At 67.1% G+C, this 26,687-nt stretch carries 20 protein-coding genes; 12 read left to right on the forward strand and 8 right to left on the reverse strand.

Going from position 1 to position 26,687, the window contains the following annotated elements; genetic code table 11:
- Positions 1 to 115: 115 nt before the first annotated feature.
- Together SOM61_RS04315 and SOM61_RS04320 are read right to left on the reverse strand one after the other, a co-directional pair.
- Positions 116 to 754, reverse strand: a complete 639-nt coding sequence (locus SOM61_RS04315; protein WP_320472953.1) for a TonB family protein — start codon at positions 752 to 754, stop codon at positions 116 to 118.
- Positions 754 to 1,317: a GNAT family N-acetyltransferase gene (locus SOM61_RS04320; protein ID WP_320472954.1), complete on the reverse strand. Its 564-nt coding sequence runs from the start codon at positions 1,315 to 1,317 to the stop codon at positions 754 to 756. Before SOM61_RS04320 ends, SOM61_RS04315 begins: the two co-directional genes overlap by 1 nt.
- A gap of 212 nt (positions 1,318 to 1,529) precedes the next feature.
- On the opposite strand from SOM61_RS04320, the gene aptA reads away from it, so the two are divergent.
- The 3 genes from aptA (at position 1,530) to SOM61_RS04335 (ending at position 5,014) form a co-directional block, all read left to right on the forward strand.
- The gene (gene aptA, locus SOM61_RS04325) at positions 1,530 to 2,846 is read left to right on the forward strand and encodes an omega-aminotransferase AptA (RefSeq protein ID WP_320472955.1); all 1,317 of its coding nucleotides are present in this window, start codon (positions 1,530 to 1,532) and stop codon (positions 2,844 to 2,846) included.
- Between the two features lie 75 nt (positions 2,847 to 2,921).
- Complete coding sequence (locus SOM61_RS04330) at positions 2,922 to 3,902, forward strand: FAD-dependent oxidoreductase (RefSeq protein WP_320472956.1); 981 nt, start codon at positions 2,922 to 2,924, stop codon at positions 3,900 to 3,902.
- A 62-nt stretch (positions 3,903 to 3,964) separates the two neighbouring features.
- Positions 3,965 to 5,014 carry a serine hydrolase domain-containing protein gene (locus SOM61_RS04335; protein ID WP_320472957.1) on the forward strand — a complete coding sequence of 350 codons (1,050 nt, stop codon included), beginning with the start codon at positions 3,965 to 3,967 and terminating at the stop codon, positions 5,012 to 5,014.
- Here the strand turns inward: SOM61_RS04335 and SOM61_RS04340 are convergent.
- A complete protein-coding gene (locus SOM61_RS04340; protein ID WP_320472958.1) occupies positions 4,977 to 6,752 on the reverse strand; it encodes an allantoate amidohydrolase in 1,776 nt (591 codons plus the stop codon). The genes SOM61_RS04335 and SOM61_RS04340 overlap by 38 nt on opposite strands.
- Before the next feature lie 13 nt (positions 6,753 to 6,765).
- Positions 6,766 to 7,704, reverse strand: coding sequence for a LysR family transcriptional regulator (locus SOM61_RS04345; RefSeq protein WP_320472959.1), 939 nt, complete (start codon positions 7,702 to 7,704; stop codon positions 6,766 to 6,768).
- A 133-nt stretch (positions 7,705 to 7,837) separates the two neighbouring features.
- Here SOM61_RS04345 and SOM61_RS04350 point away from each other — a divergent pair, with 133 nt between their 5' ends.
- Both SOM61_RS04350 and SOM61_RS04355 read left to right on the forward strand, forming a co-directional pair.
- Complete coding sequence (locus SOM61_RS04350; RefSeq protein ID WP_320472960.1) at positions 7,838 to 9,082, forward strand: urate hydroxylase PuuD; 1,245 nt, start codon at positions 7,838 to 7,840, stop codon at positions 9,080 to 9,082.
- On the forward strand, positions 9,079 to 10,320 hold the full coding sequence (locus tag SOM61_RS04355) for a M20/M25/M40 family metallo-hydrolase (RefSeq protein ID WP_320472961.1): 1,242 nt from the start codon (positions 9,079 to 9,081) through the stop codon (positions 10,318 to 10,320). The genes SOM61_RS04350 and SOM61_RS04355 overlap by 4 nt, the downstream gene beginning before the upstream one ends.
- Positions 10,321 to 10,487: 167 nt before the next feature.
- Here the strand turns inward: SOM61_RS04355 and SOM61_RS04360 are convergent, their stop codons facing one another.
- Positions 10,488 to 12,860 carry a S9 family peptidase gene (locus SOM61_RS04360; protein ID WP_320472962.1) on the reverse strand — a complete coding sequence of 791 codons (2,373 nt, stop codon included), beginning with the start codon at positions 12,858 to 12,860 and terminating at the stop codon, positions 10,488 to 10,490.
- A 664-nt stretch (positions 12,861 to 13,524) separates the two neighbouring features.
- Here SOM61_RS04360 and SOM61_RS04365 point away from each other — a divergent pair.
- The 7 genes from SOM61_RS04365 (at position 13,525) to SOM61_RS04395 (ending at position 23,769) form a co-directional block, all read left to right on the forward strand.
- Positions 13,525 to 14,169 (forward strand): ANTAR domain-containing response regulator, encoded by a 645-nt coding sequence (locus tag SOM61_RS04365; RefSeq protein ID WP_320472963.1) that lies wholly within the window; start codon positions 13,525 to 13,527, stop codon positions 14,167 to 14,169.
- A gap of 38 nt (positions 14,170 to 14,207) precedes the next feature.
- Positions 14,208 to 15,377 (forward strand): CmpA/NrtA family ABC transporter substrate-binding protein, encoded by a 1,170-nt coding sequence (locus SOM61_RS04370; RefSeq protein WP_320472964.1) that lies wholly within the window; start codon positions 14,208 to 14,210, stop codon positions 15,375 to 15,377.
- A gap of 259 nt (positions 15,378 to 15,636) precedes the next feature.
- Positions 15,637 to 16,935, forward strand: a complete 1,299-nt coding sequence (locus SOM61_RS04375) for an MFS transporter (RefSeq protein ID WP_320472965.1) — start codon at positions 15,637 to 15,639, stop codon at positions 16,933 to 16,935.
- 15 nt (positions 16,936 to 16,950) lie between these two features.
- Positions 16,951 to 19,479: a nitrite reductase large subunit NirB gene (gene nirB / locus SOM61_RS04380; RefSeq protein ID WP_320472966.1), complete on the forward strand. Its 2,529-nt coding sequence runs from the start codon at positions 16,951 to 16,953 to the stop codon at positions 19,477 to 19,479.
- Positions 19,480 to 19,503: 24 nt separating this feature from the next.
- Positions 19,504 to 19,851 carry a nitrite reductase small subunit NirD gene (gene nirD / locus SOM61_RS04385; RefSeq protein WP_320472967.1) on the forward strand — a complete coding sequence of 116 codons (348 nt, stop codon included), beginning with the start codon at positions 19,504 to 19,506 and terminating at the stop codon, positions 19,849 to 19,851.
- Complete coding sequence (locus SOM61_RS04390) at positions 19,848 to 21,065, forward strand: NAD(P)/FAD-dependent oxidoreductase (protein WP_320472968.1); 1,218 nt, start codon at positions 19,848 to 19,850, stop codon at positions 21,063 to 21,065. The genes nirD and SOM61_RS04390 overlap by 4 nt, the downstream gene beginning before the upstream one ends.
- Before the next feature lie 13 nt (positions 21,066 to 21,078).
- A complete protein-coding gene (locus SOM61_RS04395) occupies positions 21,079 to 23,769 on the forward strand; it encodes a molybdopterin-dependent oxidoreductase (RefSeq protein ID WP_320472969.1) in 2,691 nt (896 codons plus the stop codon).
- 17 nt (positions 23,770 to 23,786) lie between these two features.
- On the opposite strand, the gene SOM61_RS04400 is transcribed toward SOM61_RS04395, so the two are convergent.
- The 3 genes from SOM61_RS04400 to SOM61_RS04410 form a co-directional block, all read right to left on the reverse strand.
- On the reverse strand, positions 23,787 to 24,731 hold the full coding sequence (locus tag SOM61_RS04400) for a hypothetical protein (protein WP_320472970.1): 945 nt from the start codon (positions 24,729 to 24,731) through the stop codon (positions 23,787 to 23,789).
- On the reverse strand, positions 24,728 to 25,642 hold the full coding sequence (locus tag SOM61_RS04405) for a DUF6345 domain-containing protein (RefSeq protein ID WP_320472971.1): 915 nt from the start codon (positions 25,640 to 25,642) through the stop codon (positions 24,728 to 24,730). The genes SOM61_RS04400 and SOM61_RS04405 overlap by 4 nt, the downstream gene beginning before the upstream one ends.
- Before the next feature lie 235 nt (positions 25,643 to 25,877).
- On the reverse strand, positions 25,878 to 26,576 hold the full coding sequence (locus SOM61_RS04410) for a dienelactone hydrolase family protein (protein WP_320468197.1): 699 nt from the start codon (positions 26,574 to 26,576) through the stop codon (positions 25,878 to 25,880).
- Positions 26,577 to 26,687: the final 111 nt, after the last annotated feature.

The raw sequence follows: 26,687 nt of genomic DNA on the forward strand, positions 1-26,687 counted from the left end.
GCCAAGAGCGATCCGATAAACGGTCCGAATCCGGGGACGAGCAGTCGTGAGGGCGGATGAACGGGGACGCGTTCGGCCCCGTCAATACGCCGTAATACTTGCTCGATAATTCACTTTATTGCTCGATCAGCTTGAGCGCTTCTTGCCGCATCACGTCGAGCATGCCGGCCTCGGGCGTGCGCGCGCAGGCGGCCACCGTGGCGTTCAGGACCGGTTCCAGCGCCGGGAAGGATTGGGGCGCCGAGCCTTCGCGGTGCATGCTGTAGATCAGCGTGCCGATGCTTTCATAGGTCACCGGCAATTCGCGCAGGCTGCGTTCCGGGAAGGTGGCGGCCTGCCAGGCGGCATCGACGTTGAAATCGGCGCAGCTCTTGATAGCGATGGTGGAGATGTGGTCTTTCTTGAACTTGAAGACCACCAGGCCGCTGCGGCGCTCGCCACTGGCGGGGATGTCCAGCCGCCTGGCCATGGTCAGCGCCAGCGCATCGAGTTCGGCCGAGCGCGAGGAGTCGCGCACCGCGACCACCGCTTTGCGGCCCTTGTCGTCGAGGGCCAGTTCGACCGTCACATTGCCCTGCACGCCGCGCTGCGAGAGCACCGCCGGGTAGCCGGCGTCGGTCGCATAAATCATGATCTCGCGCCAGGTCGGCAGCGTGGCCTGGGCTGCGGCCGATTGCGGCGCCATGGCCAGCAGGGACAGCGCCAGGGTCGCACATGCCGCCAGGGCCTTCATCGTGTGATTCCGTGTTGCCATCAGCGGGCCGTCCTGTCGTTCCAGTAGTCGCGCAGCAGGCCGTAAAAGACGGTGTCGGCATACTCGCCGTGCACCAGCCAGCGCTGCGGCATGAAGCCTTCCTTGCGGAAGCCCAGTTTTTCGAGCAGGCGGCCGGAGGCCTCGTTGCGTGGATCGATGTCGGCCTCGACCCGGTTCAGGTCGACCTCGCGGAAGCCATGGTCCAGCGCGGCCCGCAGCGCTTCGAAGGCGTAGCCCTTGCCCCAGTGCGCGCTGCCCAGCGCGTAGCCGAGTTCGCAGCGCTTGTTCTGGTTGAAGAAGTGGTGCAGGCCCACGGTGCCGATCAGCTCGCGGCTCGCGGCGAGTTCGATCGCGAAGCGCAGCTCGGTCTCGTCGCGGTAGGCCTCTTGCGCGCGGGCGATGGCGGCTTCGGCGAAGGAGATATCGGTCCACGACTCGGTGCTCCAGTAGCGCACCACGGCCGGGTCAGAAAAGATGGTGTACAGGGCCGGCGCATCGCTCGCGGCCAGCGGGCGCAGCACCAGGCGTTCGGTGGTCAGGACAGGGGTGATATAAGTCGACATGGTTTGCATTGCCAGTGTGATAAGCGCTAGCATACCACTGCTATGAGGCCTGTAGACAGGGCTGCGACCGACGGATTTTTCCCGCCGCTAACACGATGCGTCGTGCATGTTTTTGCGCTTGCGCATTCCGCCAACCGCGTGCCTGTTGCAAGTCTCGTCATTCTTGTTCAAACTTCAATGCTTCAGAGCGCCATCGAGACGGGGAGCGCAATATGTATGAGTCCAGGCCTTCCACGATGTCATCCTTCTGGATGCCATTCACCAATAACCGCGACTTCAAGCGCGATCCGCGCCTGCTGGTCTCCGCCAAGGGGATGTATTACCGCGACGTCGATGGCCGCGAGCTGCTCGACGGCGCCGCCGGCCTGTGGTGCGTGCCCTGCGGCCACGGCCAGCCGAAGATCGCCGAAGCCATCGCCGCCATGGCCGGCCAGCTCGACTACGCACCCACTTTCCAGATGGGCCACCCGGCCGCCTTCGAACTGGCCGACCGCCTGATGGAGTTCAGCGGCCACCGCTTCGGCCATGTGTTCTATACGGGCTCGGGTTCCGAAGCGGTTGACACCGCGCTCAAGATGGCGCTGGCCTACCACCGCGCGCGCGGGGAGGGCGGACGCACGCGCCTGATCGGCCGCGAGCGCGGCTACCATGGCGTGGGCTTCGGCGGCATCTCGGTCGGCGGCATCGGCGCCAACCGCAAGCATTTCGGGCCCCTGCTGCCGGGCGTCGACCACCTGCGCCACACGCATGACCTGGAGCGCAACGCCTACGCACGCGGCGAGCCCGAACACGGCGTCGAACTGGCCGAGGACCTCGAACGCATGGTGGCGCTGCACGACCCGTCGACCATCGCGGCGGTGATTGTCGAACCCGTATCCGGTTCGACCGGCGTGCTGATTCCCCCCAAGGGCTATCTCAAGCGCCTGCGCGAGATCTGCGACCGCCACGGCATCCTCTTGATCTTCGACGAAGTCATCACCGGCTTCGGCCGCCTGACGACGCCGTTCGCCGGCGACTGGTTCGGCGTCGAGCCCGACCTGATGGCCACGGCCAAGGGCATCACCAACGGCGCGGTGCCGATGGGCGCGGTGTTGAGCAAGGCCTTCATCCATGACGCCTTCATGGAAGGGCCGGCCGGGATCGAGCTGTTCCACGGCTATACCTATTCGGGCCACCCGCTGGCCTGCGCCGCAGCGCTGGCCACCCTGGACGTGTTCCGCGAACAGGGGGTACTGGAGAACGCGGCGTGCATGCAGCCGTATTTCGAGGAGGCGCTGCAATCGCTGCGCGGCCTGCCGCACGTGATCGACCTGCGCTCGATCGGCATCATCGCCGCCATCGAGCTGGCGCCGATCGCGGGCCAGCCCGGCGCGCGCGGCTATGCGGCGCTCAAGCAGGCCTTCGCCGAGGGCCTCCTCATTCGCATCACGGGCGACATCATCGCGCTGTCGCCGCCGTTGGTACTGGAAAAAAAACACGTCGACGAATTGTTCGGCAAGCTGGCCAAGGTCCTGACGCAACTGGCCTGAGTGAGCGTCCTGACTGAGTGTCCTGACATACCCGAGAGGGCGCATCACGCCCCGCCTGAGAAGAAAGAGAGACCGATGACCGCCACCACCGCCGCCCTGGACCCGTCCGTATCCGAAGAATCTTCCCTCCTGGCCGGCGAGGCGGCGCCCCCGACCGGCAAGCAGGTGGCCGTGGTCGGCGCCGGCATGGCCGGCATGGCCTGCGCCATCCGCCTGGCGCTGCTCGGCAATGGCGTCGTGCTGTACGAAGCGCGCTCGCACGAGCGCATGTATGAAACGCTGCCGGCGAGCGCGTTCGAACAGGCGCTGTTCGAACGACTGGTGGCGCAGGGCCGTATCCGCTGCGAATACGGCCGCAAGCTGGGCGTCGACCTCGAGCTGGCCGACCTGCACCTGTGGCACGACGCGATCTTCCTCGGCGTCGGCCTGGCGGCAAGCCGCGTGCTGGCGCTGTCCGGCAGCGACCCGGCCGGCCTGGTCGACGCCGGCCGCCGGCTCGCCGCCGTGTATGCGCTGGACGACCTGCTGGCGCTGCCGGTGCCACAGCGCGCGATCGTGATCGGCGCCAGCCGCGGCGCGGTAGGCATGGCGGCGCGCCTGAAGCAGCTGGGCGCCCAGGACGTGACTTTGGCGCTGCGCCACGCCCTGGCGCCCGACGGCCGCGAAGAAGAAGTCGCGCGCGCCTGCTTCGTGCGGGTGCGCGGCTGGGTCGCGCCGCTCGAGGTGCTGCGCGACGAACGCGGCGCGGTCGGGTCGGTGCGCTTCGAGCAGACCCGCCTCTTGGGCGACCGCGTGGTCGACACCGGCGGCTTCACCGAGATCGCCGCCCACGCCGTGTTCAAGGCGGTGGGCCGCGCGGCCGGGACCGAACGCGAGCCGCAGGTAGCCCAGCAGTCGCGCGAGGGCGACCGGATCGAGGTCGACGGGTGCTTTCGCACCGCGCTGCCGGGCATCTATGCCGGCGGCGACTGCGTGGCGGCGCGCCTGGAATCGATGCAGGCGCGCCGCCATGGCCTGCAGGCGGCGCAGGCGATCCATGCCGACTTGCAGGCCTGAGGTTCCGACGGCGAAGCCATACTGATCGAAACGCACTTGTTCTTGAGGCACAGGAGGGATGCATGCGCACAGGATGTCGATACGGGATTGCCCTGGTGAGCATCGTGGCGGCAGGCGGCGCCGGCGCCGCGAGCTTCGACTCGGTCACCACCGAGATCAAGGCCGGCAACTTCAAGCAGATCACCAGCGTGCTGGTGGCGCGCCATGGCAAGGTGCTCTACGAGCAGTATTTCGACGCCGAAGGCGCGCAAGGATTGCGCAATACGCGCTCGGTGACCAAGACCGTGGGCGGCATGCTGGTCGGGGCGGCCGTCAAGCGCAAGCTGCTCACGGTCGATGCGCCTGTCATACCCTTCTTCAAGGACAAGATGCCGGTCGCGAACCCCGACCCGCGCAAGGACCGCATCACGGTCGAAGACCTGCTCACCATGAGTTCCATCGTCGAGTGCGACGATTTCAACGAGTTCTCGCGCGGCCATGAAGAGCGCATGTACCTGATCGAGGACTGGAGCCGCTTCTACCTCGACCTGCCGGTGCGCGGCTTCCCGGAATGGACGCCGCCGCCCCACAAGCAGCCCTATGGCCGCGCCTTCAGCTACTGCACCGCGGGCACGGCCCTGATCGCGCCGCTGCTGGAGCGCGCGACCGGACGCAGCGTGCAGGACTTCGCCGACGAGGTGCTGTTCAAGCCGCTCGGCATCGCGCCGGTCAAATGGCAGGTGCAGCCTTCGGGGGCGGCGATGACCGGCGGGAGCCTTGGCCTGCGCAGCCGCGACCTGTGGAAGCTGGGCCAGCTCTACCTGAACGGCGGCAAGTGGGCGGGCAAGCAGGTGCTGCCGCAGGCGTGGGTCGAGCGCTCGATCAAGCCGCATGCCCAGGTGCGCGAGGGCGTCGACTACGGCTATCTGTGGTGGCTGCAGCCGTTCACCGTGGGCGACCGGAAGGTGGCCACCTATGCGATGTCGGGCATGGGCGGCAACAAGGTGTACGTGCTGCCGGAGTGGGATGCGGTGGTGGTCATCACCACCACCAACTTCCGCGTGCCAGGGCCGCATCCGCTGACCGAGAAGCTGCTTACGACGCTGATCCTGCCGGCGCTGCCGCCCGAGTAACGTCGCGCAGGAAGTCGAGCATTACCGCGCCGGCGATTTCGGCATCGTCGGCGCTCATGGTCTCGAGCGGATTGTGGCTGATGCCGCCGTTGCCGCAGCGGACGAACAGCATCGCGACCTCGGTCAACTGCGCCATGCGCATCGCGTCATGGCCGGCGCCGGAGGGTAGTGCGAAGGACGGCAGGCCGGCGCGTTCGACCGCGGCCCCCAGCTGGTTCATCAGCCGTGGCGCACAGGGCACGGCATCGATCTCGAGCAGCTTGTACAGCTTTTCCTGGATGCCGCGCCGCGCGCAGATTTGCTTGACTCCGGCCAGGATGTCATCCACCGCCGCCAGCCGGGTTGCGTCATCGGCGGCGCGGATGTCGAGCGACAGGTGGCAGGCGCCGGGCACCACATTGACCGAGCCGGCCGGCACTTCCAGCTGGCCGACCGTGCCCACCAGCGATGCCGGTCCGCTGCAACGGCGTTCCACCAGCAGCACGATCTCGGCCGCCGCCGCCGCCGCATCGCGCCGCATGCCCATCGGCGTGGTGCCGGCGTGGCTGGCCACGCCCTTCAGTTCGACCAGGTAGCGCGAGCTGCCCGCGATCGCGCTCACCACGCCCAGCGGCAGGCCGCGCTCGAGCAGCACCGGTCCCTGCTCGATATGCACCTCGACGAAGCCAAGCACCGTGGCGGGATCGCGCGCGACGGCGGGGATGGTGGCAGGATCGTGGCCGGCGGCCGCCAGCGCGTCGCGCAGAAGGACGCCGTCGGCGTCGCGTGCATCGAGCAGGGCCGGGTCGAAGCCACCGGCCACCGCGCTGCTGCCGAGGAAGGTGCTGCGATAGCGCACGCCTTCTTCTTCGGCGAAGGCAATCACTTCGAGGTCGTAGGGCAGGCGCTCGCCGCGTGCATGCAGCCGGCCGACCAGCGCGATGGGCAGCAGGATGCCCAGCCGGCCGTCGTACTTGCCGCCATTGCGCACGGTGTCGTAGTGCGAGCCGGTGATCAGGGTCTTGGCGCCCGGCCGCGCGGCGGCGTAGCGGCCGACCACATTGCCGACGGCGTCGATGTGGACCGCCATGCCGGCCTCGCGCATCCAGCCGGCGATGGTCGCTGCGGTGCGCTGGTGGGCCGGCGTCATGTAGGCGCAGGTGAGGTCCGTGTCGCTGTCGCTGATGGCGCCGAGGGTTTCGCACCAGTCCATCACGGTGACGCCGATCGAGGGTTCGATGTGGAGCAGGGCATTGAGCCGGATCTCGGCGATGCGGTGCACCTGGCGCAGTGCTTCGCGCAGCTCGTCATCAAGCGTGTTGTCGAGGCGGCGCACGAAGGTGTCGATGATGGCTTGCCGCGTCAGGCCGCGCCCCGTCGGGCCTTTCACGGCCAGGATGAAGGGACAGCCGAAGCGCTCGTTGTACTGCGCGTTGAGCGCGTGCAGTCGGGCGTATTCGTCGGGTGTGCAGCGATCGAGGCCTGAACTGGCCTGTTCGCCGGTCGATTCAAGCGTCAGTTGGCCGGCGATGGCGGCCTTGCCGGCCAGCTCGGGGTGGGCACGCAGCAGGGACAGCTGCTCGGCGTCGGTGGCGCCATCGACCGCCGCCTGCAAGGCCAGCTTGAGCGCCGCCAGTGTGGAAAAGGGGCGGGCCGCGGTGGCGCGCGCCGCGATCCAGGGTGAGTGCTCGTAGATGCCATGCAGCGCATTGGTGAAAGCGTCGGCGTCGAGTTCGTTCAGCTCCTGGATCGTCGGCATCGTCTATTCCTGGCTATTCTTGATTGAGGGCCCTGGCCGCGCTGCTTACCTGGTCGCGCAGCCATTTGTGTTCGGTCGACTGGTGCACGCGCTGGTGCCATAGCTGGTAGAAGCGCATCGGCGGAAACTTGACCGGCACCGTGAAGCTTTTCAGCGGCAGCGTTTTTTCGAAGGCGCGGATGAACTGGCGGCCGGTCGTCAGCACCAGATCACTCTGGGTCAGCATATAGGGGATCACGCCAAAATAGGGCGACTCGACCGCCACCCGGCGCTGCAGGCCGTGGCGCTCGAGCCAGGCGTCGATCACGCCGTGGTAGCCCGGCAGCATCTGGGTCGGGGCCACGTGGGGCAGGTCGAGGTAATCCTCGAGCGTCATCGCGTCCGGCGCGGTGCGCCTGGCGTAGGGGCTGTCGGCGCGCATGGTGCAGATGATCGGGTCCTCGAAAAGCTTGGACATGTGCAGGTGGGCCGGCGGCTCGTCCCAGTTGGCGATGACCAGGTCCATGTCGCCGTCGGACAGCATGCGCAGGTAGTCCAGGCCGGGGCCGAGCGCGTGGATGACGACCTTGCTGCCGGGCGAGCCGCGCCGCAGCAGCGCCACCACGTTCGGCAGGAAGCGCGCGTCGAGATAGTCGGGGGCGGCGATGTGGAAGGTGCGCGTCGCCTGCTCGGGCACGAACGGCGCCTTGCGCACGAACAGGCTCTCGGCTTCGTCGAGGATGCGCTTGGCCGGTTTCAACAGGCTCTCACCATGCTGGGTCGGCACCATGCCGCGCGCGCCGCGCACCAGCAGCGGGTCGCCGGTGAGCTCACGGAGTTTACGCAGCGATGCCGAGATCGAGGGCTGCGGCTGGTTCAGCTTGAGCGCCACCCGCGAGACGTTCTTCTCCACCAGCAGCAGGTAGAGGATGCGGATCAGGTGCAGGTCGAGGTTGCGGGGCAGGCTGGACATCGCAAGCGGCCGAGGTGGCACGTATATCAAGGAGGATATGTTGAATATACGCTAAATTTCATGTCGCAGAAATTGGAATCGGCGTATCTTCGATCCATCTCAGCTGCACTGTGTTCATCCATAAGGGAAGCCCATGTTCGACACCGGATACCTGGCGCCATATGCTTTGGAGTGGTTCAACCTGCTGCTGCGCTGGCTGCACATCATCACCGGCATCGCCTGGATCGGCGCTTCCTTCTATTTCGTCTGGCTCGACAACACCATCAAGCCGCCGCAGTCAGGCTCGGAGCTCGAGCGCAAGGGCGTGTCCGGCGAACTGTGGGCGGTGCATGGCGGCGGCTTCTACAACCCGCAGAAATACCTGGTGGCGCCCGCCGAGCTGCCGCCGGAACTGCACTGGTTCAAGTGGGAAGCCTATTCCACCTGGCTCTCGGGCTTTGCGCTGCTGACCGTCGTCTACTACATGAACGCCAGGGCGATGATGGTCGACCGCAGCGTGGCCGACCTCACCAGCTGGCAGGCGGTCGGCATCGGCATCGGCAGTCTGGTGGTCGGCTGGATCGTGTATGACCTGCTGTGCCGGTCGAAGCTGGTGCAGCACCAGCTGGCGTTCGGCGCCACCATCTGGCTGCTGCTGGTCGGCAGCAGTTGGGTGCTCACCCACCTGCTCAGCGGACGCGCCGCCTATCTGCACGTGGGCGCGATGATCGGCACCATCATGGTGGCCAACGTGGCGATGCTGATCATTCCCGGCCAACGCAAGATGGTGAACGCCATGCTGGCGGGCGAGAAGCCCGATCCGAGCCACGGCATCAAGGCCAAGCAGCGCAGTGTCCACAATAATTATTTCACCCTGCCGGTGCTGTTCATCATGATCAGCAACCACTATGCGATGACCTACAACCATCCGCATGCCTGGGCCGTGCTGGGCGTGATCATGCTGGCCGGGGTCTTGATCCGTCACTTCTTCAACCTGCGCCACAAGGGCCGCATCGAATGGCGCTATCCGGCCGCGGGCGTGGCGCTGCTGCTGGCATTGGCGGTGGTGCTGGCGCCGGCGCCGCGCGCGAGCGCCGATCCTGCAACGGCCACCGGTGTTGACGCCGCCGCGCGCTTCGCCGCGGTGCGCACGATCATGGACCAGCGCTGCGTGTCCTGCCATGCGCAGCAGCCGACGCAAGCCGGTTTCGCGGCGGCGCCGGGCGGCGTGATGCTCCACACGCCGGAGCTGGTGAGCCAGCATGCGGCCCGCATCTACCAGCAAACGGTGCAACTGAAGGCCATGCCGCTGGCGAATCTCACCCATATGACCGATGCCGAACGCGCCCAGGTGGGGGCGTGGTTCGAGGCCGGCGCTGGCACAGGAAAGGCTCCATGAACAATCCCTTGCATGACCGCGTCACCAGCTGGATCGACGCGCACTTCGACGAACAGGTCGCCTTCTTGCAGCAGGTGGTGAGGATCCCGACCGATACGCCGCCAGGCAATAACGCGCCGCATGCCGATGCGGTGGCGGACATGCTGGAGGCCGCCGGCTGGCCGGTCGAGCGCCATGCGGTGCCGGCGCAGGAGGTGCGTGACCACGGCCTGCAAAGCATCACCAATCTGATCGTGCGTCGCCCCTACGGCGCCGGCGGCCCGACGCTGGCGCTGAACGCCCACGGCGACGTGGTGCCGCCCGGCGAAGGCTGGACCAAGCCGCCCTACGGCGCCGTGATCGAGGACGGCTACCTGTACGGGCGCGCGGCGGCGGTCTCGAAAAGCGACTTCGCCACCTATGTGTTCGCGACCCGCGCGCTGGAGGCGCTGGGAGTGCCCTTGTCGGGCGCCGCCGAACTTCACTTCACCTACGACGAGGAAGTCGGCGGCCTGCTGGGGCCGGGCCGGCTGCTGGCCCAGGGCCTGACCCGGCCCGACTACGTGATCGCGGCCGGTTTCGGCTACGGCATCGTCACCGCCCACAATGCCTGCCTGCAGCTGGAAGTGACCGTGCACGGCCGGGCGGGGCATGGCGCGATGCCGGAAACGGCGATCGACGCCCTCCAGGCCGCGACGAAGGTACTGAGTGCGATCTATGGCGAACTGCCCGAACTGAAGAAGATCCGCAGCGCTGTGGCTGGCATCGGTTCGCCGACCATGATCGTCGGCCGCATCGACGGCGGGACCAATACCAATGTGGTGCCGGGGAAGGTCGTGCTGCGCATGGACCGGCGCATGATTCCGGAAGAAGACCCGGCGGCGGTGGAGGCGCGGGTGCGCGCCCTGATCGAGGAGGCGATGCGCGGCTTGCCCGGCATCCGCCTCGAGATACGGCGCCTCCTGCTGTCGCAGGCGCTGCGGCCCTTGCCGGGCGTGGCGCCGCTGGTGGAAAGCCTGCAGCGCCATGGCCATGCGATCATGGGCGAGGAGATTCCCGCGCACGGCACGCCGCTGTATGCGGATGCGCGGCTGTATGGCGAATATGGGATCCCGACGGTGCTGTATGGGGCCGGGCCGCGCACGGTGGAAGAGTCGAATGCCAAGAAGGCCGACGAGCGTTTGCTGCTGGAGGATTTGCGCAAGGCGACCAAGGTGGTGGCCTTGACCTTGCTGGACTTTCTCGGCCCGCGGTCTTAGAACATCGCAGAGCCGAATGTATTGTTAGCCCCAAAACGTCGTTCCCGCGGAGGCGGGAACCTAAGTCATTTAGCGCGCCACATAGTCAAGCGAAGCGGCAAAGCTGAAGACTTGGGTTCCCGCCAAGGCGCCCGGCGAGGGCGGGAACGACGTGATGAGGCTGCGGATTATTTCTGCTTGAGCGAACGCTCGAACAGCTCATGAATCCGGCGATACTGGTCATACCACGCCTCCGGCTGCACATAGCCATGACGTTCCAGCGGATAGCTCGCCAGTTCCCACTTGTCCTTCTTCATCTCGATCAGGCGCTGCGCCATGCGCACCGAATCCTGGTAGAACACGTTATCGTCGATCATGCCGTGCGAGATCAGCAGGTGGCCTTTCAGGTTCTGCGCGTACTCGATCGGCGACGACTTCTTGTACGCCTCGGGATCGATGTCCGGGGTGTTCAGGATGTTGGCGGTGTACTCGTGGTTGTAGGTGGTCCAGTCGGTCACCGGGCGCAGCGCGGCGCCGGCCTTGAAGGTGTCCGGTGCGCGCATCAGGGCCATGAAGGTCATGAAGCCGCCGTAGCTGCCGCCATAGATGCCGACGTTGGCGGCGTCGCCCTGGTGCTGATTCACCATGTACTTGACGCCGTCGACGTAGTCTTCCAGTTCCGGATGGCCCATCTGGCGGTAGATCGCGGTGCGCCACTTGCTGCCGTAGCCTTTCGAGGCGCGGAAGTCCATGTCGAGCACCACGTAGCCGTTCTGCACCAGGAGGTTATGGAACATCTGCTCGCGGAAGTAGTTCGGATAGCGCTTGCTGACGTTCTGCAGGTAGCCGGCGCCGTGCACGAACATCACGACCGGATACTTCTTGCCCGGCTCGAGCTGGGCCGGACGATACAGCTTGGCCCACACCGGATCGCCGCCAGCGCTGGAAGGCACGGCCACGTACTGCGGCTCGATCCATTCGCGCGCCTTGAATTCCGGGGTGCGGGTGTCGGTCAGCTTGCTCGCTTCGCCGCCCGAGACTGGCACGGTCGCGATCTGGATGGGGGTGTAGCTTGACGACCAGTGCACCAGCAGCTTCTTCTCGTCCGGCGACAGGGCGAACTTCTCGACGCCATCGAGCCTCGTCACTTCGCGTACATTGCCACCATTCGCGTTCACGGCGCAGACTTCGTAGTCGCCCGGGGTCGCGCGGTTGCACAGCATGTAGGCGGTGCTGCCGTCATAGGTCCAGCGCACGTCGCTGGCTTCCCATTTGCCGGTGGTCAGGGCGCGCGGCGCGGCGGCCGTGGCGCTGTCCTTGGTGTACAGGTGCGAGTAGCCGCTTTCTTCGGACAGGTACCACAGCGTGCGGTTGTCCGGCAGCCAGCCGAATTCGGCGTTGTCGTAGTTGACCCAGGCGCCGTCGGTCAGGCGGTGCAGGGGTTTCAGGGTCGCGGCGCCCAGGTCGACGCTGGCGATCCAGCGGTCCTTGTTGTCGACCGCGCGCAGCATGACGGCGACGTTGGCGCCGTTGGCGCTCCAGTCGATCGCGTTGCGGCCGCCCGAGACCACCACCGGACGGTTGCCCTTCAGTGGATCTTTTTTAGCGGCGGCGCGCAGCTCGGCCAGCGGGTCGGTGGTGATGCCCGGCAGGGCGTCGAAGGCGATGTCCTGCACCTTGTTGGTGCGCAGATCGACCAGTTTCAGTGCGTGCGGCACCGGCATGTTGCGGCCGACGCGGGTGCGCACGTCTTCGGTCTCCTCAAAGCCCGACTCGTTCACGTAGCGCGGCATCTTGCCGGCGCGGCCCTTGTCGGCGCCTTTGGCGGCGGTGACCACCAGCAGCCAGCGGCCGTCGGGCGACAGCGAGCTGCCTTCGATGGTGACCTTGTCGCCCAGGTAGATCTGGTTCGGCGCCATCGAGGCGTCGGCGCGGCGCAGTTCATCGGTGCGCTCGCGCAGGGCGTCGCGGTCATCCTTCTGGCGCTTGAGGTGCTCGATCAGGCGCAGCTCGGTCGAACGGTAGGGATCTTCTTCGGGCGCGTTCGGGTCCTTGGCGGCGCGCGGCAGGGCGGCCGGGCCGGTAACTTTGCTGGTGCGGTCCCACACATACCAGTCGTTGCCGATGCGGTACTGGACCGCGCGTTCGTCCGCCGTGTACTGGGCGGCGGTGATGCGGCTGGCGCCGCGCGTGACCTGGACCAGTTGGCCCGACTTGAGGTCGCGCTCGAACAGGTCGTTATTGCGCAGGACCAGCATGCGGCTGTTGTTGCGGTTGTAGACGACCTCGGCGCTGTCGACCTTCGGCAGCTCGGCGTCTTTTACCAGCTGGGCCTTGCCGGCCGCGACCTGGAACACGTCGCGCACCGGCGAACCGGTGCGCTTCTGCTTGTAGTACACCTGCTTGCCGTCCCAGCTGAACCAGGCGTCTTCCACCGGGGTGCCGATCCAGTCTGGATGGCTCATGGCCTGGTCGAGGGTGATTGGAGTCGATGCCGCCGCCGGCAGCGCGATCAGTGCGGCGAAGGAGGCCGCAAACAGGGTAAGTGCAGGTGTTCGCATGTAGAGTCTGATGAGTGGAGAAGTGGCTTAGTTGCCAGTAATGCTCGCGAGAAATGCGCATGCATTCTAGCGCAGGCACTCATCAGGTCTGCGGAATGTGACAGGTTTTTTTTGCTGTAAAGACAAGCGCCGGCGGTACGTAAGTACGGCCGGCGCGGGGTGTTGTGCGGGTATCGCGGCGCTGGTGCGCCGCAATGAGGCCCTGTATTACATGGCCTTGAACGGGCCTTTTGGCGGACGCGGCAGGAACATGGAGACGCGCGCGGCCACGGCGACGACGGCCAGGGCGATGGTGATATATTCGAGCGGGTGCATATTAACCCCGCACTGCCGGAGCGTAGCCGCCGTGGGCGACGTACAGTTCTTGCGAGAAGCTGCGGATGGCCGAGATGGCTGCCGCGAAGAAGCTGGTGCGTTGGATAGCTGCAGTCATGATAGTTCCCCTGAGATAAATACTTCGATGTTGCGTTGCAGTATAGGGGCGTCCCCATCATAAACAAACTTTAGATTTGTGATTCCAGCGATTCGTTTTGTGAATGGTTGTTAAGTTGCTCTTGTGCAAGATATTCGAATTACGTATACCTTGAGCATCGGGCTTTGCATAAGAGGGGCTAGGGCATTCGCCACCGGCAACGCTGGTGCGAATCTTGCATATCGTTAGTACATGAAATCGCGAGACAGTGCTTCACCACACCTGCGGATCGTCGTCGTGCTTTCCGCCACAGCACCCGGCACCGACCCGGATGCCGCCCATGCCGCGCAGACCCGGCGCAGCACGGCGCTGCGCATCGGCCTGCTCGAATCGGGCTACGACCTGATCGCCTCGCTGCCGGCCGACGTCTTCCTGCCCGAGCGCATCGCCCAGCTGCAGCCCGACCTGATCATCGCCGACAGCGAGTCCGACGCGCGCGACGTCCTCGAGCACATCGTGATCGCCACCCGCGACGCGCGGCGCCCGATCGTCCTGTTTACCGAAGACGATGCCCCTGCCAGCATGGACGCCGCGATGGACGCCGGCGTCTCGGCCTATATCGTGGCCGGCCTGCAGGCCGAGCGCGTCAAGCCGGTGCTGGACGTGGCGCTGGCGCGCTTCCGGCGCGAGCAGAAGCTGCTCGATGAACTGAGCGACACGCGCCAGAAGCTCGCGGAGCGCAAGACCGTCGACCGCGCCAAGGGCCTGCTCATGAACCGCTACAGCCTGACCGAGGAGCAGGCCTACCAGCGCCTGCGCACCCTGGCGATGAACAAGAACCTGAAGCTGGCGGAAGTCGCGCAGCGCCTGATCGACGTGGAAGACCTGCTGGGCTAGGCCACGCACGCTGTATATATACAAGGACAAGGAGACGTATGACATTGGCAGGTAGAGGCGCCTGGATCGCCGGCACCGACCGCCCCGAGATCGAGACCGTCCGCATCGGCTTCATGCCGCTGGCCGATTGCGCGCCGCTGGTGATGGCGTCGGTGCTGGGCTTCGACGAACAGTACGGGGTGCGCTTCGAGCTCACCCGCGAGCTGTCCTGGACCGCCATGCGCGACCGCCTGATCGGCCAGCAGCTCGACGCGGCCCAGGCGCTGTACGGGATGGTCTATGGCATACAGAACGGCATCGGCACCCAGCAGTGCGATATGGCGGTGTTGATGAACCTGCACCAGAACGGCCAGAACATCACGCTGTCGCGCGCGCTCGCCAACGCCGCCCTCGATCCCGGCATGCTCAAGCGCGAGGTGGACGAGAAAGGGCGCAAGCTCACCCTGGCCCACACCTTCCCGACCGGGAACCACGCGATGTTCCTGTATTACTGGCTGGCCGCGCATGGCATCGACCCGCTGGTGGACTGCCAGGCGGTGACGGTGCCACCCGGGCAGATGGCGGCCAGCCTGGCGGCCGGCCATATGGATGGTTTCTGCGCCGGCGAACCGTGGGGCCAGCGCGCGCAGCGCGAGGGCGCCGGGGTCCAGGCCGCGTCGAGCGAGCAGGTATGGCCGAACCATCCGGGCAAGGCGCTCGGCACGCGCGCCGACTTCGCGGCCAGCCACCCGAATACCTGCCGCGCCATGATCTCCGCGCTGCTGGAAGCCGGGCGCTGGCTCGATGCCTCGCGCACCAACCGCGAAGCCGCGGCCGAGGTGCTGGCCAGTCCCGCCTACGTCAACGCCAGCCGCGAGACGCTGCAGTTCTGCCTGGCCGGCAGCCATATCGACGAACACCGGGAGGGCGGAGGCTGGCGCGGCCACAACGGCCTGCGCTTCCATGCCGACGGCGAGGCCAACTTCCCGTGGCTGTCGGACGGCATGTGGTTCATGACCCAGCACCGGCGCTGGGGCCTGCTGCGCGAAGCCCCGGCCTACCTGGCGCTGGCGGCCCAGGTCAACCGCATCGACCTGTATCGCGAGGCGGCCGAACGCACCGGCACGATGCTGCCCGCCTCCCCGATGCGCAGTTCGACCCTGTGGGGCGGCCGCGTATGGGACGGCAGCGACCCGCAAGCCTGGGCCGGCGCACCATCCGGATTATGAACGCGGTGCAGGCGGGTGCATCATCGTGGGGAGCGATGCACCGCAATGCAGCATCCGGATCCGCCCGAATCGAGTACGCCCCCTGAAGCCCCGGTGGCACGCCTCTTGCTCATACCAATGACAGGATCAATGGCGATTCTTCTCACGAACACTTTCACTTAGCTGGCCCAACGCGGGGACGGCAACAGGACAACGGCGTCCGCAGCTACTGCCCCCGGCAGCAAGCGCGGACGCCTTTTCGTTTTTCAAAGGAAGAACAATGGCCAGCAAAGCGGACAGCATCAAGCTCTTTTCCTTCCAGGGCGCGCCCATGCGCGCCTTCCACCTGACCTGGGTCGCCTTCTTCATCTGCTTCTTCGCCTGGTTCGCCTGCGCGCCGCTGATGCCAGTCATCAAGGGCGAGTTCGGGCTCTCGATGGAGCAGATCGCCAACATCAATATCGCGGCGGTCGCGATCACCATCTTCGTGCGTCTGCTGGTCGGCCCGCTGTGCGACCGCTACGGCCCGCGCAAGACGTACACCGGTTTGCTCCTCATCGGCGCGATTCCCGTGCTGGGCGTGGCGATGGCGCAGAGCTACGAGGCCTTCCTGCTGGCGCGCCTGGGCATCGGTGCGGTCGGCGCCAGCTTCGTCATCACCCAGTACCACACCTCGGTCATGTTCGGACCGAAGGTGGTCGGCACCGCCAACGCGGCGGCCGCCGGCTGGGGCAATGCCGGCGGCGGCGCGGCGCAGGCGCTCATGCCGCTGATGCTGACGGCCATCGTGATGCTGGGCGTGAGCCAGTCGCTGAGCTGGCGCCTGGCGCTGGTGGTGCCCGGCGTGATGATGATCGTGATGGCCTTCTTCTACTGGCGCTACACGCAGGATTGCCCGGCCGGTAACTACGATGACTTGCGCAAGACCGGCCTGATGCCGGAGGGCGGCGGCAAGGGCGGCTGGGCGAGCTTCGTCGCCGGCTGCCGCAACTACCGCGCCTGGCTGCTGTTCGTCACCTATGGCGCCTGCTTCGGCATCGAGATCTTCATCCACAACATCGCCGCCGTGTATTACGTCGAGCACTTCGACCTGTCGCTGGCGCAGGCCGGCATGGCGGCCGGCAGCTTTGGCCTCTTGGCGCTGTTCGCCCGCGCGCTGGGCGGCTGGCTGTCGGACAAGGCCGCGCTCTCCGGTGACCTGAACCGCCGCGTGACCGTGCTGTTCGTGCTGATGATCGGCGAAGGCCTTGGTTTGCTGTGGTTCGCCCAGGCCGAGGGCGTGGTGTTCGCCGTGGTCGCGATGCTGGTATTCGGCCTGTTCACCCACATGGCCTGCGGCGCCACCTATGCGCTGGTGCCGTTCATCGCACCGAAGGCGCTGGGCGGCGTGGCCGGCATCGTCGGCGCCGGCGGCAACGTCGGCGCGGTGGCGGCCGGCTTCCTGATGAAGGGCACGGGCGACATCAAGCAGACGCTCACGATCCTCAGCGGCCTGGTGCTGGTCGCCAGCGTCTGCGCCATCGCAGCCCGATTCACCGCGACGGGCGCCGACACTGCGCCGGCAGCCGCAGCAGCTTAAATTAGGGAGCAGCAAATGCATATCGTCGTCATCGGCCACGGCATGGTGGGCCACAAATTCCTTGAAACCCTGGCCGCCAGCGGCCGGCAAGATCTGCGCGTGACGGTGCTGGGTGAAGAACCGCGGCCTGCCTACGACCGCGTGCACCTGTCGGAATTCTTTGCCGGTAAGAGTGCGGACGACCTGTCGCTGGTCGCACCAGGGTTCTTTGACCGAGAAGACATGGTGCTGCGCCTGAATGCGAAGGTGGTCGGGATCGATCGCGCGGCGCAGAGAGTGACCCTGGCCGACGGTTCCTCCGTTGCTTACGATCGGCTGGTGCTGGCGACCGGCTCGTATCCTTTCGTGCCGCCAGTGCCGGGCGCCGATCGCAAGGACTGCTTCGTCTATCGCACCATCGAAGACCTGGAAGCGATGCAGGAATGCGGCGCGCGCTCGAAGTCGGGCGTCGTGATCGGCGGCGGCCTGCTGGGCCTCGAATGCGCGAAGGCGCTGCGCGACCTGGGCCTGAACGCCCACGTGGTCGAATTCGCGCCGCGCCTGATGGCGGTGCAGGTCGACGATTCCGGCGCGCGCGTGCTGCGCACCCGCATCGAGGAACTCGGCGTTGGCGTCCACACCGGCAAGAATACGCTGGCCATCGTCGATGGCGAAGACAGCACCCACCGCATGCAGTTCGCCGACGGAACCCACCTGGATACCGACATGATCGTGTTCTCGGCCGGCATCCGCCCGCGCGACGAGCTGGCGCGGGCATCGGGGCTGGAGATCGGCGCGCGCGGCGGCGTCGTGATCGACGACCGCTGCCAGACCTCCGACCCGCACGTCTACGCCATCGGCGAATGCGCGCTCTGGAACGGCCAGCTGTATGGCCTGGTCGCGCCGGGCTACGACATGGCGCGCACCGCAGCGCGGCATCTAGTAGGCACCGAATGCGGTTTCGTTGGCGCCGACATGAGCACCAAGCTGAAGCTGATGGGCGTGGACGTGGCCAGCATCGGCGACGCCCACGGCGCCACGCCGGGCAGCCGCAGCTATCAGTTCCTCGATGAACGTCGTCAAACCTACCGCAAGATCGTCGTCTCCAGCTGCGGAAAATACCTGCTGGGCGGCGTGCTGGTGGGCGAGGCGTCCGCCTATGGCGCGCTGCTGCAGACGATGCTGAACAAGATCGAGCTGCCGGAGGCGCCGGAATACCTGATCCTGCCCGAGAGCGGCGGCGCGGCCCGTCCGGCGATCGGCGTCGACAAGCTGCCGGCCACGGCCCAGGTCTGCTCGTGCAACGACGTCAGCAAGGGCGCGCTGTGTGAGGCGGTCGCCGGCGGCGCCACCACCATCGGCGCCCTCAAGAGCTGCACCTCGGCCGGCACTACCTGCGGCGGCTGCGTGCCATTGGTAACCCAAGTCCTCAACGCCGAGCTGAAGAAACTGGGCGTGGCGGTCAACAACCACCTGTGCGAACACTTCCCGTACTCACGCCAGGAGCTGTACCACCTGGTGCGGGTGGAAGGCATCAAGGATTTCGGCGAGCTGCTGGCGCGCCACGGCAAGGGCCTCGGTTGCGACGTCTGCAAGCCGACCGCCGCCAATATCCTGGCCTCGGTGTGGAACGACTTCGTGCTGAAACCAAAGCACGCCAGCCTGCAGGATTCGAACGACTACTTCCTCGGCAACATCCAGAAGGACGGGACCTACTCCGTGGTGCCGCGCATGCCGGGCGGCGAAGTCACGGCCGACGGCCTGATCGCGGTGGGGATGGTGGCCAAGAAGTATGGCCTGTACACCAAGATCACCGGCGGCCAGCGGGTCGACCTGTTCGGCGCCCGCGTGGACCAGTTGCCCGCGATCTGGGAAGAGCTGATCGCGGCCGGCTTCGAATCGGGCCACGCCTACGGCAAATCGCTGCGCACCGTGAAATCCTGTGTCGGCTCGACCTGGTGCCGCTTCGGCGTCGGCGACAGCGTCGGCTTCGCCATCGCGCTGGAGAACCGTTATAAAGGTTTGCGCGCGCCGCACAAGATCAAGTTCGGCGTCTCGGGCTGCACCCGCGAATGCGCCGAAGCCCAGGGCAAGGACGTCGGCCTGATCGCCACCGACAAGGGCTGGAACCTGTACGTGTGCGGCAATGGCGGCATGAAGCCGCGCCACGCCGAACTGATCGCCTCGAACCTCTCCGAAGAAGAAGTGGTGCGCCTGACCGACCGCTTCCTGATGTTCTACGTGCGCACCGCCGAACGCCTGCAGCGCACCAGCACCTGGCGCGAAAACCTCGAAGGCGGTCTCGATTACCTCAAGGCCGTGGTGCTCGACGACAGCCTCGGCATCGCGCAGGAACTGGAAGCGCAGATGCAGCACGTGGTCGACACCTATGCCTGCGAGTGGAAGGAAGCCGTCCTTGACCCGAACGTGCGCCGCCGCTTCCGCCATTTCGTCAACAGCACGCAGGTCGACGAGAACGTCGTGTTCGTGCCCGAGCGCGGCCAGGTGCGTCCGGCCACCTTCGACGAACGTCGGCGCGTCATCCCCATCGCCACCGCAGCCTAATGCAGTCTTACCAGGAGAGCAGCCATGCACCGTGATCTTCAACTCGAACGCTGGACCGCCGTCTGTACCCTGGACGAGATCGTGCCCGATACCGGCGTGTGCGCCTTGCTGAACGGCCGCCAGGTGGCCGTGTTCCGCGTCGGCGGCGAGGAGCCGAGGGTGTTCGCCATCGATAACTACGATCCGAATTCGCAGGCCGCCGTGCTGTCGCGCGGGCTGGTGGGCAGCATCGGGGAGCGCATCGTCGTTGCGTCGCCGATCTACAAGCAGCATTTCGACCTGCAGAGCGGCGAGTGCCTGGAAGCGCCGGCGCAATCGGTCGCCAGCTATCCGGCGCGGATCGATGCCGGGCAGGTCTGGGTCGCAGTATGAAGCCCTCTCTGGTCGTGGTCGGCAACGGCATGGCCGGCATGCGCACCGTCGAGGAGCTGCTGGCGCTGGCGCCCGACCTCTACGACATCACCGTGTTCGGCGCCGAGCCACGCGTGAACTACAACCGCATCATGCTGTCGCCGGTCCTGGCCGGCGAGAAGACGGCGCACGAGATCGTGCTGCATCCGCGTAGCTGGTATGAGGAGCACGGCATCACTCTGCATGCGGGCGATCCGGTGGTGGCGATCGACCGCAAGCGGCGCATCGTGCGCGCCCGTTCGGGCAAGGAGGTGCAGTACGACCGCCTGCTGCTGGCGACCGGCTCGCAACCGTTCATCGTGCCGGTGCCGGGCGCCGATCTGCCGGGCGTGGTGGGCTTTCGCGACCTGGACGACGTCGACACCATGCTGCAGGCCGCGCGCGACGGCAAGCACGCGGTCGTGATCGGCGGCGGACTGCTCGGGCTGGAAGCGGCCAATGGCCTGCTGCGGCGCGGCATGGACGTCACCGTCGTGCACCTGACCGGGAGCCTGCTCAACCAGCAGCTCGACGTCGACGCCTCGCTGCTGCTCAAGATCGCGCTGGAGGGCCGCGGCCTGCGCATCCTGCTCGGCGCCGAGACCGAGGCCATCCTAGGCAATGGCAAGGTGGAGGGCGTGCGCTTCAAGGACGGCAGCGAGGCGCCGGCCGACCTGGTCGTGATGGCGGCCGGCGTGCGTCCGAATGTGGCGCTGGCGCGCGCCGCGGGCCTGCACGTCGAGCGCGCCATCGTGGTCGACGACACCTTGCAGAGCTATGACCCGCGCGTGTATGCGGTGGGAGAATGCGTCCAGCACCGCAAGGCGACCTTCGGCCTGGTGGCGCCGATCTGGGACCAGGCGCGCGTGTGCGCCGCCCACCTGGCCGGCCTGGGCCATCGCCGCTACGTGCAGCAGGCCACCGCCACCAAATTGAAGGTCACCGGCATCGACCTGTATTCGGCCGGCGACATCGTCGGCGGACCGGGCACGCAAGACCTGGTGCTGCGCGACCGCCGCGCCGGCATCTATAAACGCCTGGTGCTCGAGGGGAACCGCATCACGGGCGCCGTGCTGTATGGCGACGTGCTCGACGGGCCCTGGTATTTCGACCTGATCCAGCGTGGGGCCGACGTGTCGGCGCTGCGCGATCGATTGTTGTTCGGGCCTGCAATGTGTGAAGCGCAGCCCGCGTAGAAGAGAGTCACTTATGTCACACATGCCGATCCCGCTGCAAGAAGTCCGCACCACCTGTCCTTATTGCGGCGTCGGCTGCGGCGTGAAAGCCACGCCGCTGGGCGATGGCGGCGCGCTGATCGAGGGCGACGCCGATCATGTGGCCAGCCGCGGCCGCCTGTGCGTCAAGGGCTCGGCCCTGGGTGAGACGCTGGGCCTGGACGGGCGCCTGCTGACTCCATCCGTGCGCCGCGACGGCGCCATGGCGCGCGCCAGCTGGGACGAGGCGCTGGATACCGTCGCCGACGGCTTCAGGCGCATCATCGCCGAGCACGGGCCGGATGCGGTGGCGCTCTACGTCTCGGGCCAGATCCTCACCGAGGATTACTACGTCGCCAACAAGTTCATGAAGGGCTACGTCGGCAGCGCCAATATCGACACCAACTCGCGCCTGTGCATGTCGTCCGCCGTGGCCGGCCACAAGCGCGCCTTCGGCGAAGACGTGGTGCCGGGCTGCTACGAGGATTTCGAACTGGCCGACGCCATCGTGCTGGTCGGCTCGAATGCCGCCTGGTGCCATCCGACGCTGTTCCAGCGCATCGTCAAGGAGAAGGAGGCGCGTCCGCAACTGCAGATCGTCGTGCTCGACCCGCGCCGCACGGCCACCTGCGAACTGGCCGACCTGCACCTGCCGCTCAAGCCGGGCAGCGACGTGCGGCTGTTCAACGGCCTGCTGGCCTATCTGGCGCGAGAGGGCGCGGTCGACCATGACTTCGTTGCGGCGCACACGCATGGGCTGGAGGCGACGCTGGAAGTCGCCGGAGTGGATGGCGAGGTGGATGACGTGGCGCGCGACTGCGGCGTCGATCCGGCCCAGCTGCGCGCTTTCTATGAGCTGTTTGCGCGCACCGAAAAAGTGGTGACGGCGTTCTCGATGGGCGTGAACCAGTCCTCGAGCGGCACCGATAAAGTCAATGGCATCATCAACTGTCACCTGGCCACGGGGCGCATCGGCCGTCCCGGCATGGGCCCGTTCTCGCTGACCGGCCAGCCGAACGCGATGGGCGGACGCGAAGTGGGCGGCCTGGCGAATATGCTGGCGGCCCACCTCGACCTGGACAACGCCGGCCACCGCGAGGCGGTGCGCAGCTTTTGGGGTGCGCCGCGCATCGCCGACAAGCCCGGCCTGAAGGCGGTCGACCTGTTCCGCGCGGTGGAGGCGGGCAAGGTCAAGGCGGTCTGGATCATGGCCACCAACCCCGTGGTCAGCATGCCGGACGCCGACCAGGTGCGGCGCGCACTGGCCGCCTGCGAACTGGTGGTGGTGTCGGACGTGGTGGCGAACACCGACGTCGGAGCGTATGCGCACGTGGCATTGCCGGCGCTGGCCTGGGGCGAGAAGGATGGCACGGTGACCAATTCCGAGCGCTGCATCTCGCGCCAGCGCGCCTTCTTGCCGGCGCCGGGCGAAGCCCGCGCCGACTGGCAGGCGCTGTGCGAGGTAGCCAGGCGCATGGGCTTTGCCGGCTTCGATTACGACGGCGCGCATGCGATCTTCGACGAGCACGCGCGGCTGTCGACCTGGAAGAACGGAGAGGAAGGTTATCGGCGCGCTTTCCGGCTCGATCCGCTGGTCGGCATCGAACGCGCGGCCTACGATGCGCTGGAACCCGTGCAATGGCCGCTGCGTGCGTCGACCGGAGGGACCGCGCGGCTGTTCGGCGACGGCCGCTTCTCTCACCCCGACGGCAAGGCGCGCTTCGTCGCGACCACCCCGCGCGCGCCCGTGCATGCGCCGGGCGGCGAGTTCCCGCTGGCGCTCAATACGGGCCGCCTGCGCGACCAGTGGCACACGATGACGCGCACCGGCAAGTCGCCGCGCCTGGCCGGCCATGCACCAGAACCCTTCGTCGACCTGCATCCGCACGACGCGCTGCTGGCCGGCGTGCGCGAGGGAGAGCTCGCCCGCGTGAGTTCGCAGTGGGGCGCGATGGTGGCGCGCGTGGCGCATGGCGGCGGCATCGCGCGCGGCGCGGTGTTCGTGCCGATCCACTGGAATGGGCAGACCGCCTCCGATGCGCGCGTCGGGGCGCTGGTCAATCCCGAAGTCGATCCGGTGTCGGGCGAGCCCGAATTCAAGCACACCCCGGTGCGGGTGGAGCCCTTCGGCGTGGCCTGGCATGGCTTCATCCTGAGCCGAACGGAACTGAACCTGGAACGGGTGGCGCACTGGACCCGCGTGCGCGGCAGCGGCTTTTTGCGCTACGAGCTGGGTGGCCGCGAGCCCGTATCGCCCGCGGTGGCGCGCGCGCTGCTCGGGGCGGATGAAGAAGCCGACTGGATCGAATACGAGGACAAGTCGGAAGGCATGCTGCGGGCAGCGCTCGTGGTCGATGGACGCCTGGAAGCCTGCCTGTTCGCGTCGCGCCGGCCCGATCTGCCGGCGCGCGCCTGGCTCGGCGGATTGTTCGCACAGGCCGAGCTGAGCGCACGCGAGCGCGCGACCTTGCTGGCCGGCCGCGCGCCGACGCTGGGGCCGGACCCGGGACCCACCGTCTGCTCCTGCTTCGGTGTCGGCCGCAACACGATCTGCGCGGCGATCGAGAAACAGGACCTGAAGACGCCGGCCGAGGTGACCGCCTGCCTGCGGGCCGGCGGCAACTGCGGATCGTGCCTGCCCGAGATCAGGTCGCTGTTGCAGGAGGTGCGGTCAGCCGTGGCGTGACCGGATCACGGTGCCCATCACGACGCGCCGTCACGGCACTCCGGATGCAAACCGCGCGAGCGCACCACCGGCGCCTCGTTGCCGAACAGCGGCAGCTCGATATACGGCCGCTCGGTGGCCGATACCGCCAGCACATAGGCCTGGCGCTCGAGCCGGTGCTGCAGCACGACCTGCGCCACGTAGGCCGGGGCCAGCACGCGCTGGGCCTTGCGCTTGCCCAGGTCGAGATAGCCGAAGCGCATCGTGGCCGACTGCACGGCGTCGCCCGGCAGCCGATCCTTGGACTTGCCCAGCACGCTGGCCAGGCGCTCTGCCAGCTGGCGCGCGGCCAATTCGGCCTCGATGACGGGCGCGATGTCGAGCACCTCGGCATCGCTGTGGCGGATGTTCAGCGCGAGTGCGTCGACCGTGCCGCCGCCGGCCAGGCGCAGCGCCACCGAGGCGGCGCCCAGCACCGGAATCTCGCCCACCGCATGGCGCCAGGCGCCGGTGGCGCGCACCAGCAGCGTGTCCGACAGCTTCTGGTCGCGGTCGCTGCCGCGGGCCTTGGTCTGCCACAGGCGCTCGAAGGCGAGGCTGCCGCGCTCGCCGACCCAGGCGGCGATGTCGATGCGCTGCGCGGCTTGCTCCAGCTGCCGCACCAGCACCGGGGTTTCTTCCAGCCGCGGCCAGGGCGCCTGGAACGGCGCCAGGCCGGACACGTACTGCAGCGCACCCGAGGCGTGGTAGACCACGGCGCGCGCGCCGTCGGGCAGGTGCACCACGCTGCGTTCGCCGCGGTCGGCCAGGTTGGCGCGGTCGTGGCGGCAGATGTCGGCCTCGTGCAGCGCGGTCAGGAAGCGGTTCATGTTCGCGCGCGCGTCGTCGCGGGTGAGCGGGGTGAGCGCGATCACATCGGCGCGGCCCGGCACCGCATGCGCGCCGGTCTTCATCAGGGTATCGATCAGGGTTTGCTGGTTCATGGTGAGAGCCTATCCGGGTAGGTGCGAGTCGCGCCTGGCGCGCCTGGCAGGCGTGCGCTGCGTTGCTCGTCGTTGCATGGCTCGCCATGCGGCCTCCTCGCGCCTTGCTCACACCCGCCATGCATCGCCACGCGCTTCCCCCCACCTACCCGGATAGGCTCTGAGCCCTCCGTCCACTTCCACAGGAGACACGCCTGCTGCGCCGGCGCCAGGTCGGGACTCACGCTGCCGTGGCCCCACAGGTGGTCGCGATTCAGGGCAGACAGGTCCCAGCGGATGGCGCCGCCATTCCAGGTGGCGGCGTCGCCCACGCAGACGGTGACCGGGTGGTTGTCGACCCACCAGTCGGACACGCCGTCGTGCCAGGCGCCCGAGACAGTGTCGCCGTCGACCAGGTTGTCGGCCACGTCCTCGCCGCATTCGTCGGTGGTGATGCCGTCGTACATATCGCCCCAGGCGCCGCAATAGATGTGCAGGCGCGCGAAGATGTTCCACAGGCCGGTGACGGCGTCCAGGTTCACCGTGTGGCAGGAATAGGCCATCACCCATTCATTGTTCCAGTCTTCGCCCAGTTGCCACTGATTGGACCAGGTACGCCATTCGCTGTGCGCGGTGTCGTACAGCATGCGCGCCCGGCCATCGGCCTCGGAATTGCCGTGCGTTTCGATCCAGAACAGGTCGACGTCGTCGACCCAGTTGCGGTCGCTGCCGCCCTGGTCGACGTCGCGGATATCGGTTTCCCAGACGTCGGTATTGGCCCAGTAGAAGGCGCGCGTGTGGCCGGCCGAGCGCAGCTTGTTGTCGAACCCATTGCTTCTGTTAAAGGTGTACGTCAGGTCTCCCGCCGTGCTCACGCCGGCGGCGCGTGCATGGTTGAAATACCGGATTGCCTCTACTGCGAACCTCGCCATGAGATTCTCCTTTCGTGTCAAGAAGCCATGCGCCGCACCCTGATGGGCACGGCGGAGTGGCTCGGGATACAGTAATCGGAGCAGGCGCGGCGGCTCTGCCGAAGATCAGGCTTCGCGAGTGTTGCGTATCCGGGTGGATAGAAGCGCCGTAGGGGCTTGCGTGGCGTCGTGTCGCGGGATGCGAGGGAGAGTGCGCCCGCCGGCAGGATGCCGGCAGGCAGTGGCGCTGAGTTTCTTAGCGCAGGGTGCGGGCGAAGAATTCGTCGGTGCGGCTGTTGGCCAGCGTCGCATCGTCATGGTCGTAGTGGCTGCCGCCCGGACGGGCGAAGGCGTGGTCGCGGCCCGGATAGACGTGGACTTCGGCATCGGCCTTGCCTTCCAGCGCCGCCTTGATCTGCTCCTGCGCTTCCGGTCCGATGTATTCGTCGGCGCCGGCCAGGTGGTAGAGCAGGGGAGCGCCGATGTGCTTGGCTTCGTGCAGGTACTGGTCGGTGCCGCCGCCGTAATAGACGGCAAAGGCGTCGCCATCGGTGCGGGCCGCGGCCAGGTAGGTCATCAGGCCACCCAGGCAATAGCCGGTGACGCCGACCTTGCCGGTGCTGCCTTCCATCGTGCGCGCGGCGCTGATGGTGGCGGCGATGTCCTGCACGCCGTGGTCGAAGTCGTAGGCCTGGTACATCGAGAAGGCCTTGGCGACGTCGGCTTCATTCGCTTCCGAGAGCTGGATACCTGGGTCGGTGCGCCAGAACAGGTCGGGGGCGACAGCGATATAGCCCTTGGCGGCATAGTTGTCCGCGATGCTGCGGATGCCGCCGTTCACGCCGAAGATTTCCTGGAGCACGACGATGACGGGGTAGGTACCCACGACATTGGGACGCGCGACGTAGCAGTCGAAGCTGCGGTCGGCGGTGGTGACGGTGAGGGTTTCAGCCATGATTTTCCTTTTGATTGGAGGTTGGGGCGCCAGCCGGTGACGGCAATGACCGGCCTGCGACGCATATCATAAAACGGATGGCGGAATTGGAACAAACGCCGGCCATTCCAG

The sequence above is a fragment of the Massilia sp. CFBP9012 genome, from assembly GCF_034045115.1.
GTDB lineage: Bacteria > Pseudomonadota > Gammaproteobacteria > Burkholderiales > Burkholderiaceae_D > Telluria.

Excerpts from the sequence above, each read along its gene's own strand:
- SOM61_RS04315 (WP_320472953.1), bottom strand. The coding sequence starts at position 754 with ATGGCAACACGGAATCACACGATGAAGGCCCTGGCGGCATGTGCGACC.
- SOM61_RS04320 (WP_320472954.1), bottom strand. The coding sequence starts at position 1,317 with ATGTCGACTTATATCACCCCTGTCCTGACCACCGAACGCCTGGTGCTG.
- aptA (WP_320472955.1), top strand. The coding sequence starts at position 1,530 with ATGTATGAGTCCAGGCCTTCCACGATGTCATCCTTCTGGATGCCATTC.
- SOM61_RS04330 (WP_320472956.1), top strand. The coding sequence starts at position 2,922 with ATGACCGCCACCACCGCCGCCCTGGACCCGTCCGTATCCGAAGAATCT.
- SOM61_RS04335 (WP_320472957.1), top strand. The coding sequence starts at position 3,965 with ATGCGCACAGGATGTCGATACGGGATTGCCCTGGTGAGCATCGTGGCG.
- SOM61_RS04340 (WP_320472958.1), bottom strand. The coding sequence starts at position 6,752 with ATGCCGACGATCCAGGAGCTGAACGAACTCGACGCCGACGCTTTCACC.
- SOM61_RS04345 (WP_320472959.1), bottom strand. The coding sequence starts at position 7,704 with ATGTCCAGCCTGCCCCGCAACCTCGACCTGCACCTGATCCGCATCCTC.
- SOM61_RS04350 (WP_320472960.1), top strand. The coding sequence starts at position 7,838 with ATGTTCGACACCGGATACCTGGCGCCATATGCTTTGGAGTGGTTCAAC.
- SOM61_RS04355 (WP_320472961.1), top strand. The coding sequence starts at position 9,079 with ATGAACAATCCCTTGCATGACCGCGTCACCAGCTGGATCGACGCGCAC.
- SOM61_RS04360 (WP_320472962.1), bottom strand. The coding sequence starts at position 12,860 with ATGCGAACACCTGCACTTACCCTGTTTGCGGCCTCCTTCGCCGCACTG.
- SOM61_RS04365 (WP_320472963.1), top strand. The coding sequence starts at position 13,525 with ATGAAATCGCGAGACAGTGCTTCACCACACCTGCGGATCGTCGTCGTG.
- SOM61_RS04370 (WP_320472964.1), top strand. The coding sequence starts at position 14,208 with ATGACATTGGCAGGTAGAGGCGCCTGGATCGCCGGCACCGACCGCCCC.
- SOM61_RS04375 (WP_320472965.1), top strand. The coding sequence starts at position 15,637 with ATGGCCAGCAAAGCGGACAGCATCAAGCTCTTTTCCTTCCAGGGCGCG.
- nirB (WP_320472966.1), top strand. The coding sequence starts at position 16,951 with ATGCATATCGTCGTCATCGGCCACGGCATGGTGGGCCACAAATTCCTT.
- nirD (WP_320472967.1), top strand. The coding sequence starts at position 19,504 with ATGCACCGTGATCTTCAACTCGAACGCTGGACCGCCGTCTGTACCCTG.
- SOM61_RS04390 (WP_320472968.1), top strand. The coding sequence starts at position 19,848 with ATGAAGCCCTCTCTGGTCGTGGTCGGCAACGGCATGGCCGGCATGCGC.
- SOM61_RS04395 (WP_320472969.1), top strand. The coding sequence starts at position 21,079 with ATGTCACACATGCCGATCCCGCTGCAAGAAGTCCGCACCACCTGTCCT.
- SOM61_RS04400 (WP_320472970.1), bottom strand. The coding sequence starts at position 24,731 with ATGAACCAGCAAACCCTGATCGATACCCTGATGAAGACCGGCGCGCAT.
- SOM61_RS04405 (WP_320472971.1), bottom strand. The coding sequence starts at position 25,642 with ATGGCGAGGTTCGCAGTAGAGGCAATCCGGTATTTCAACCATGCACGC.
- SOM61_RS04410 (WP_320468197.1), bottom strand. The coding sequence starts at position 26,576 with ATGGCTGAAACCCTCACCGTCACCACCGCCGACCGCAGCTTCGACTGC.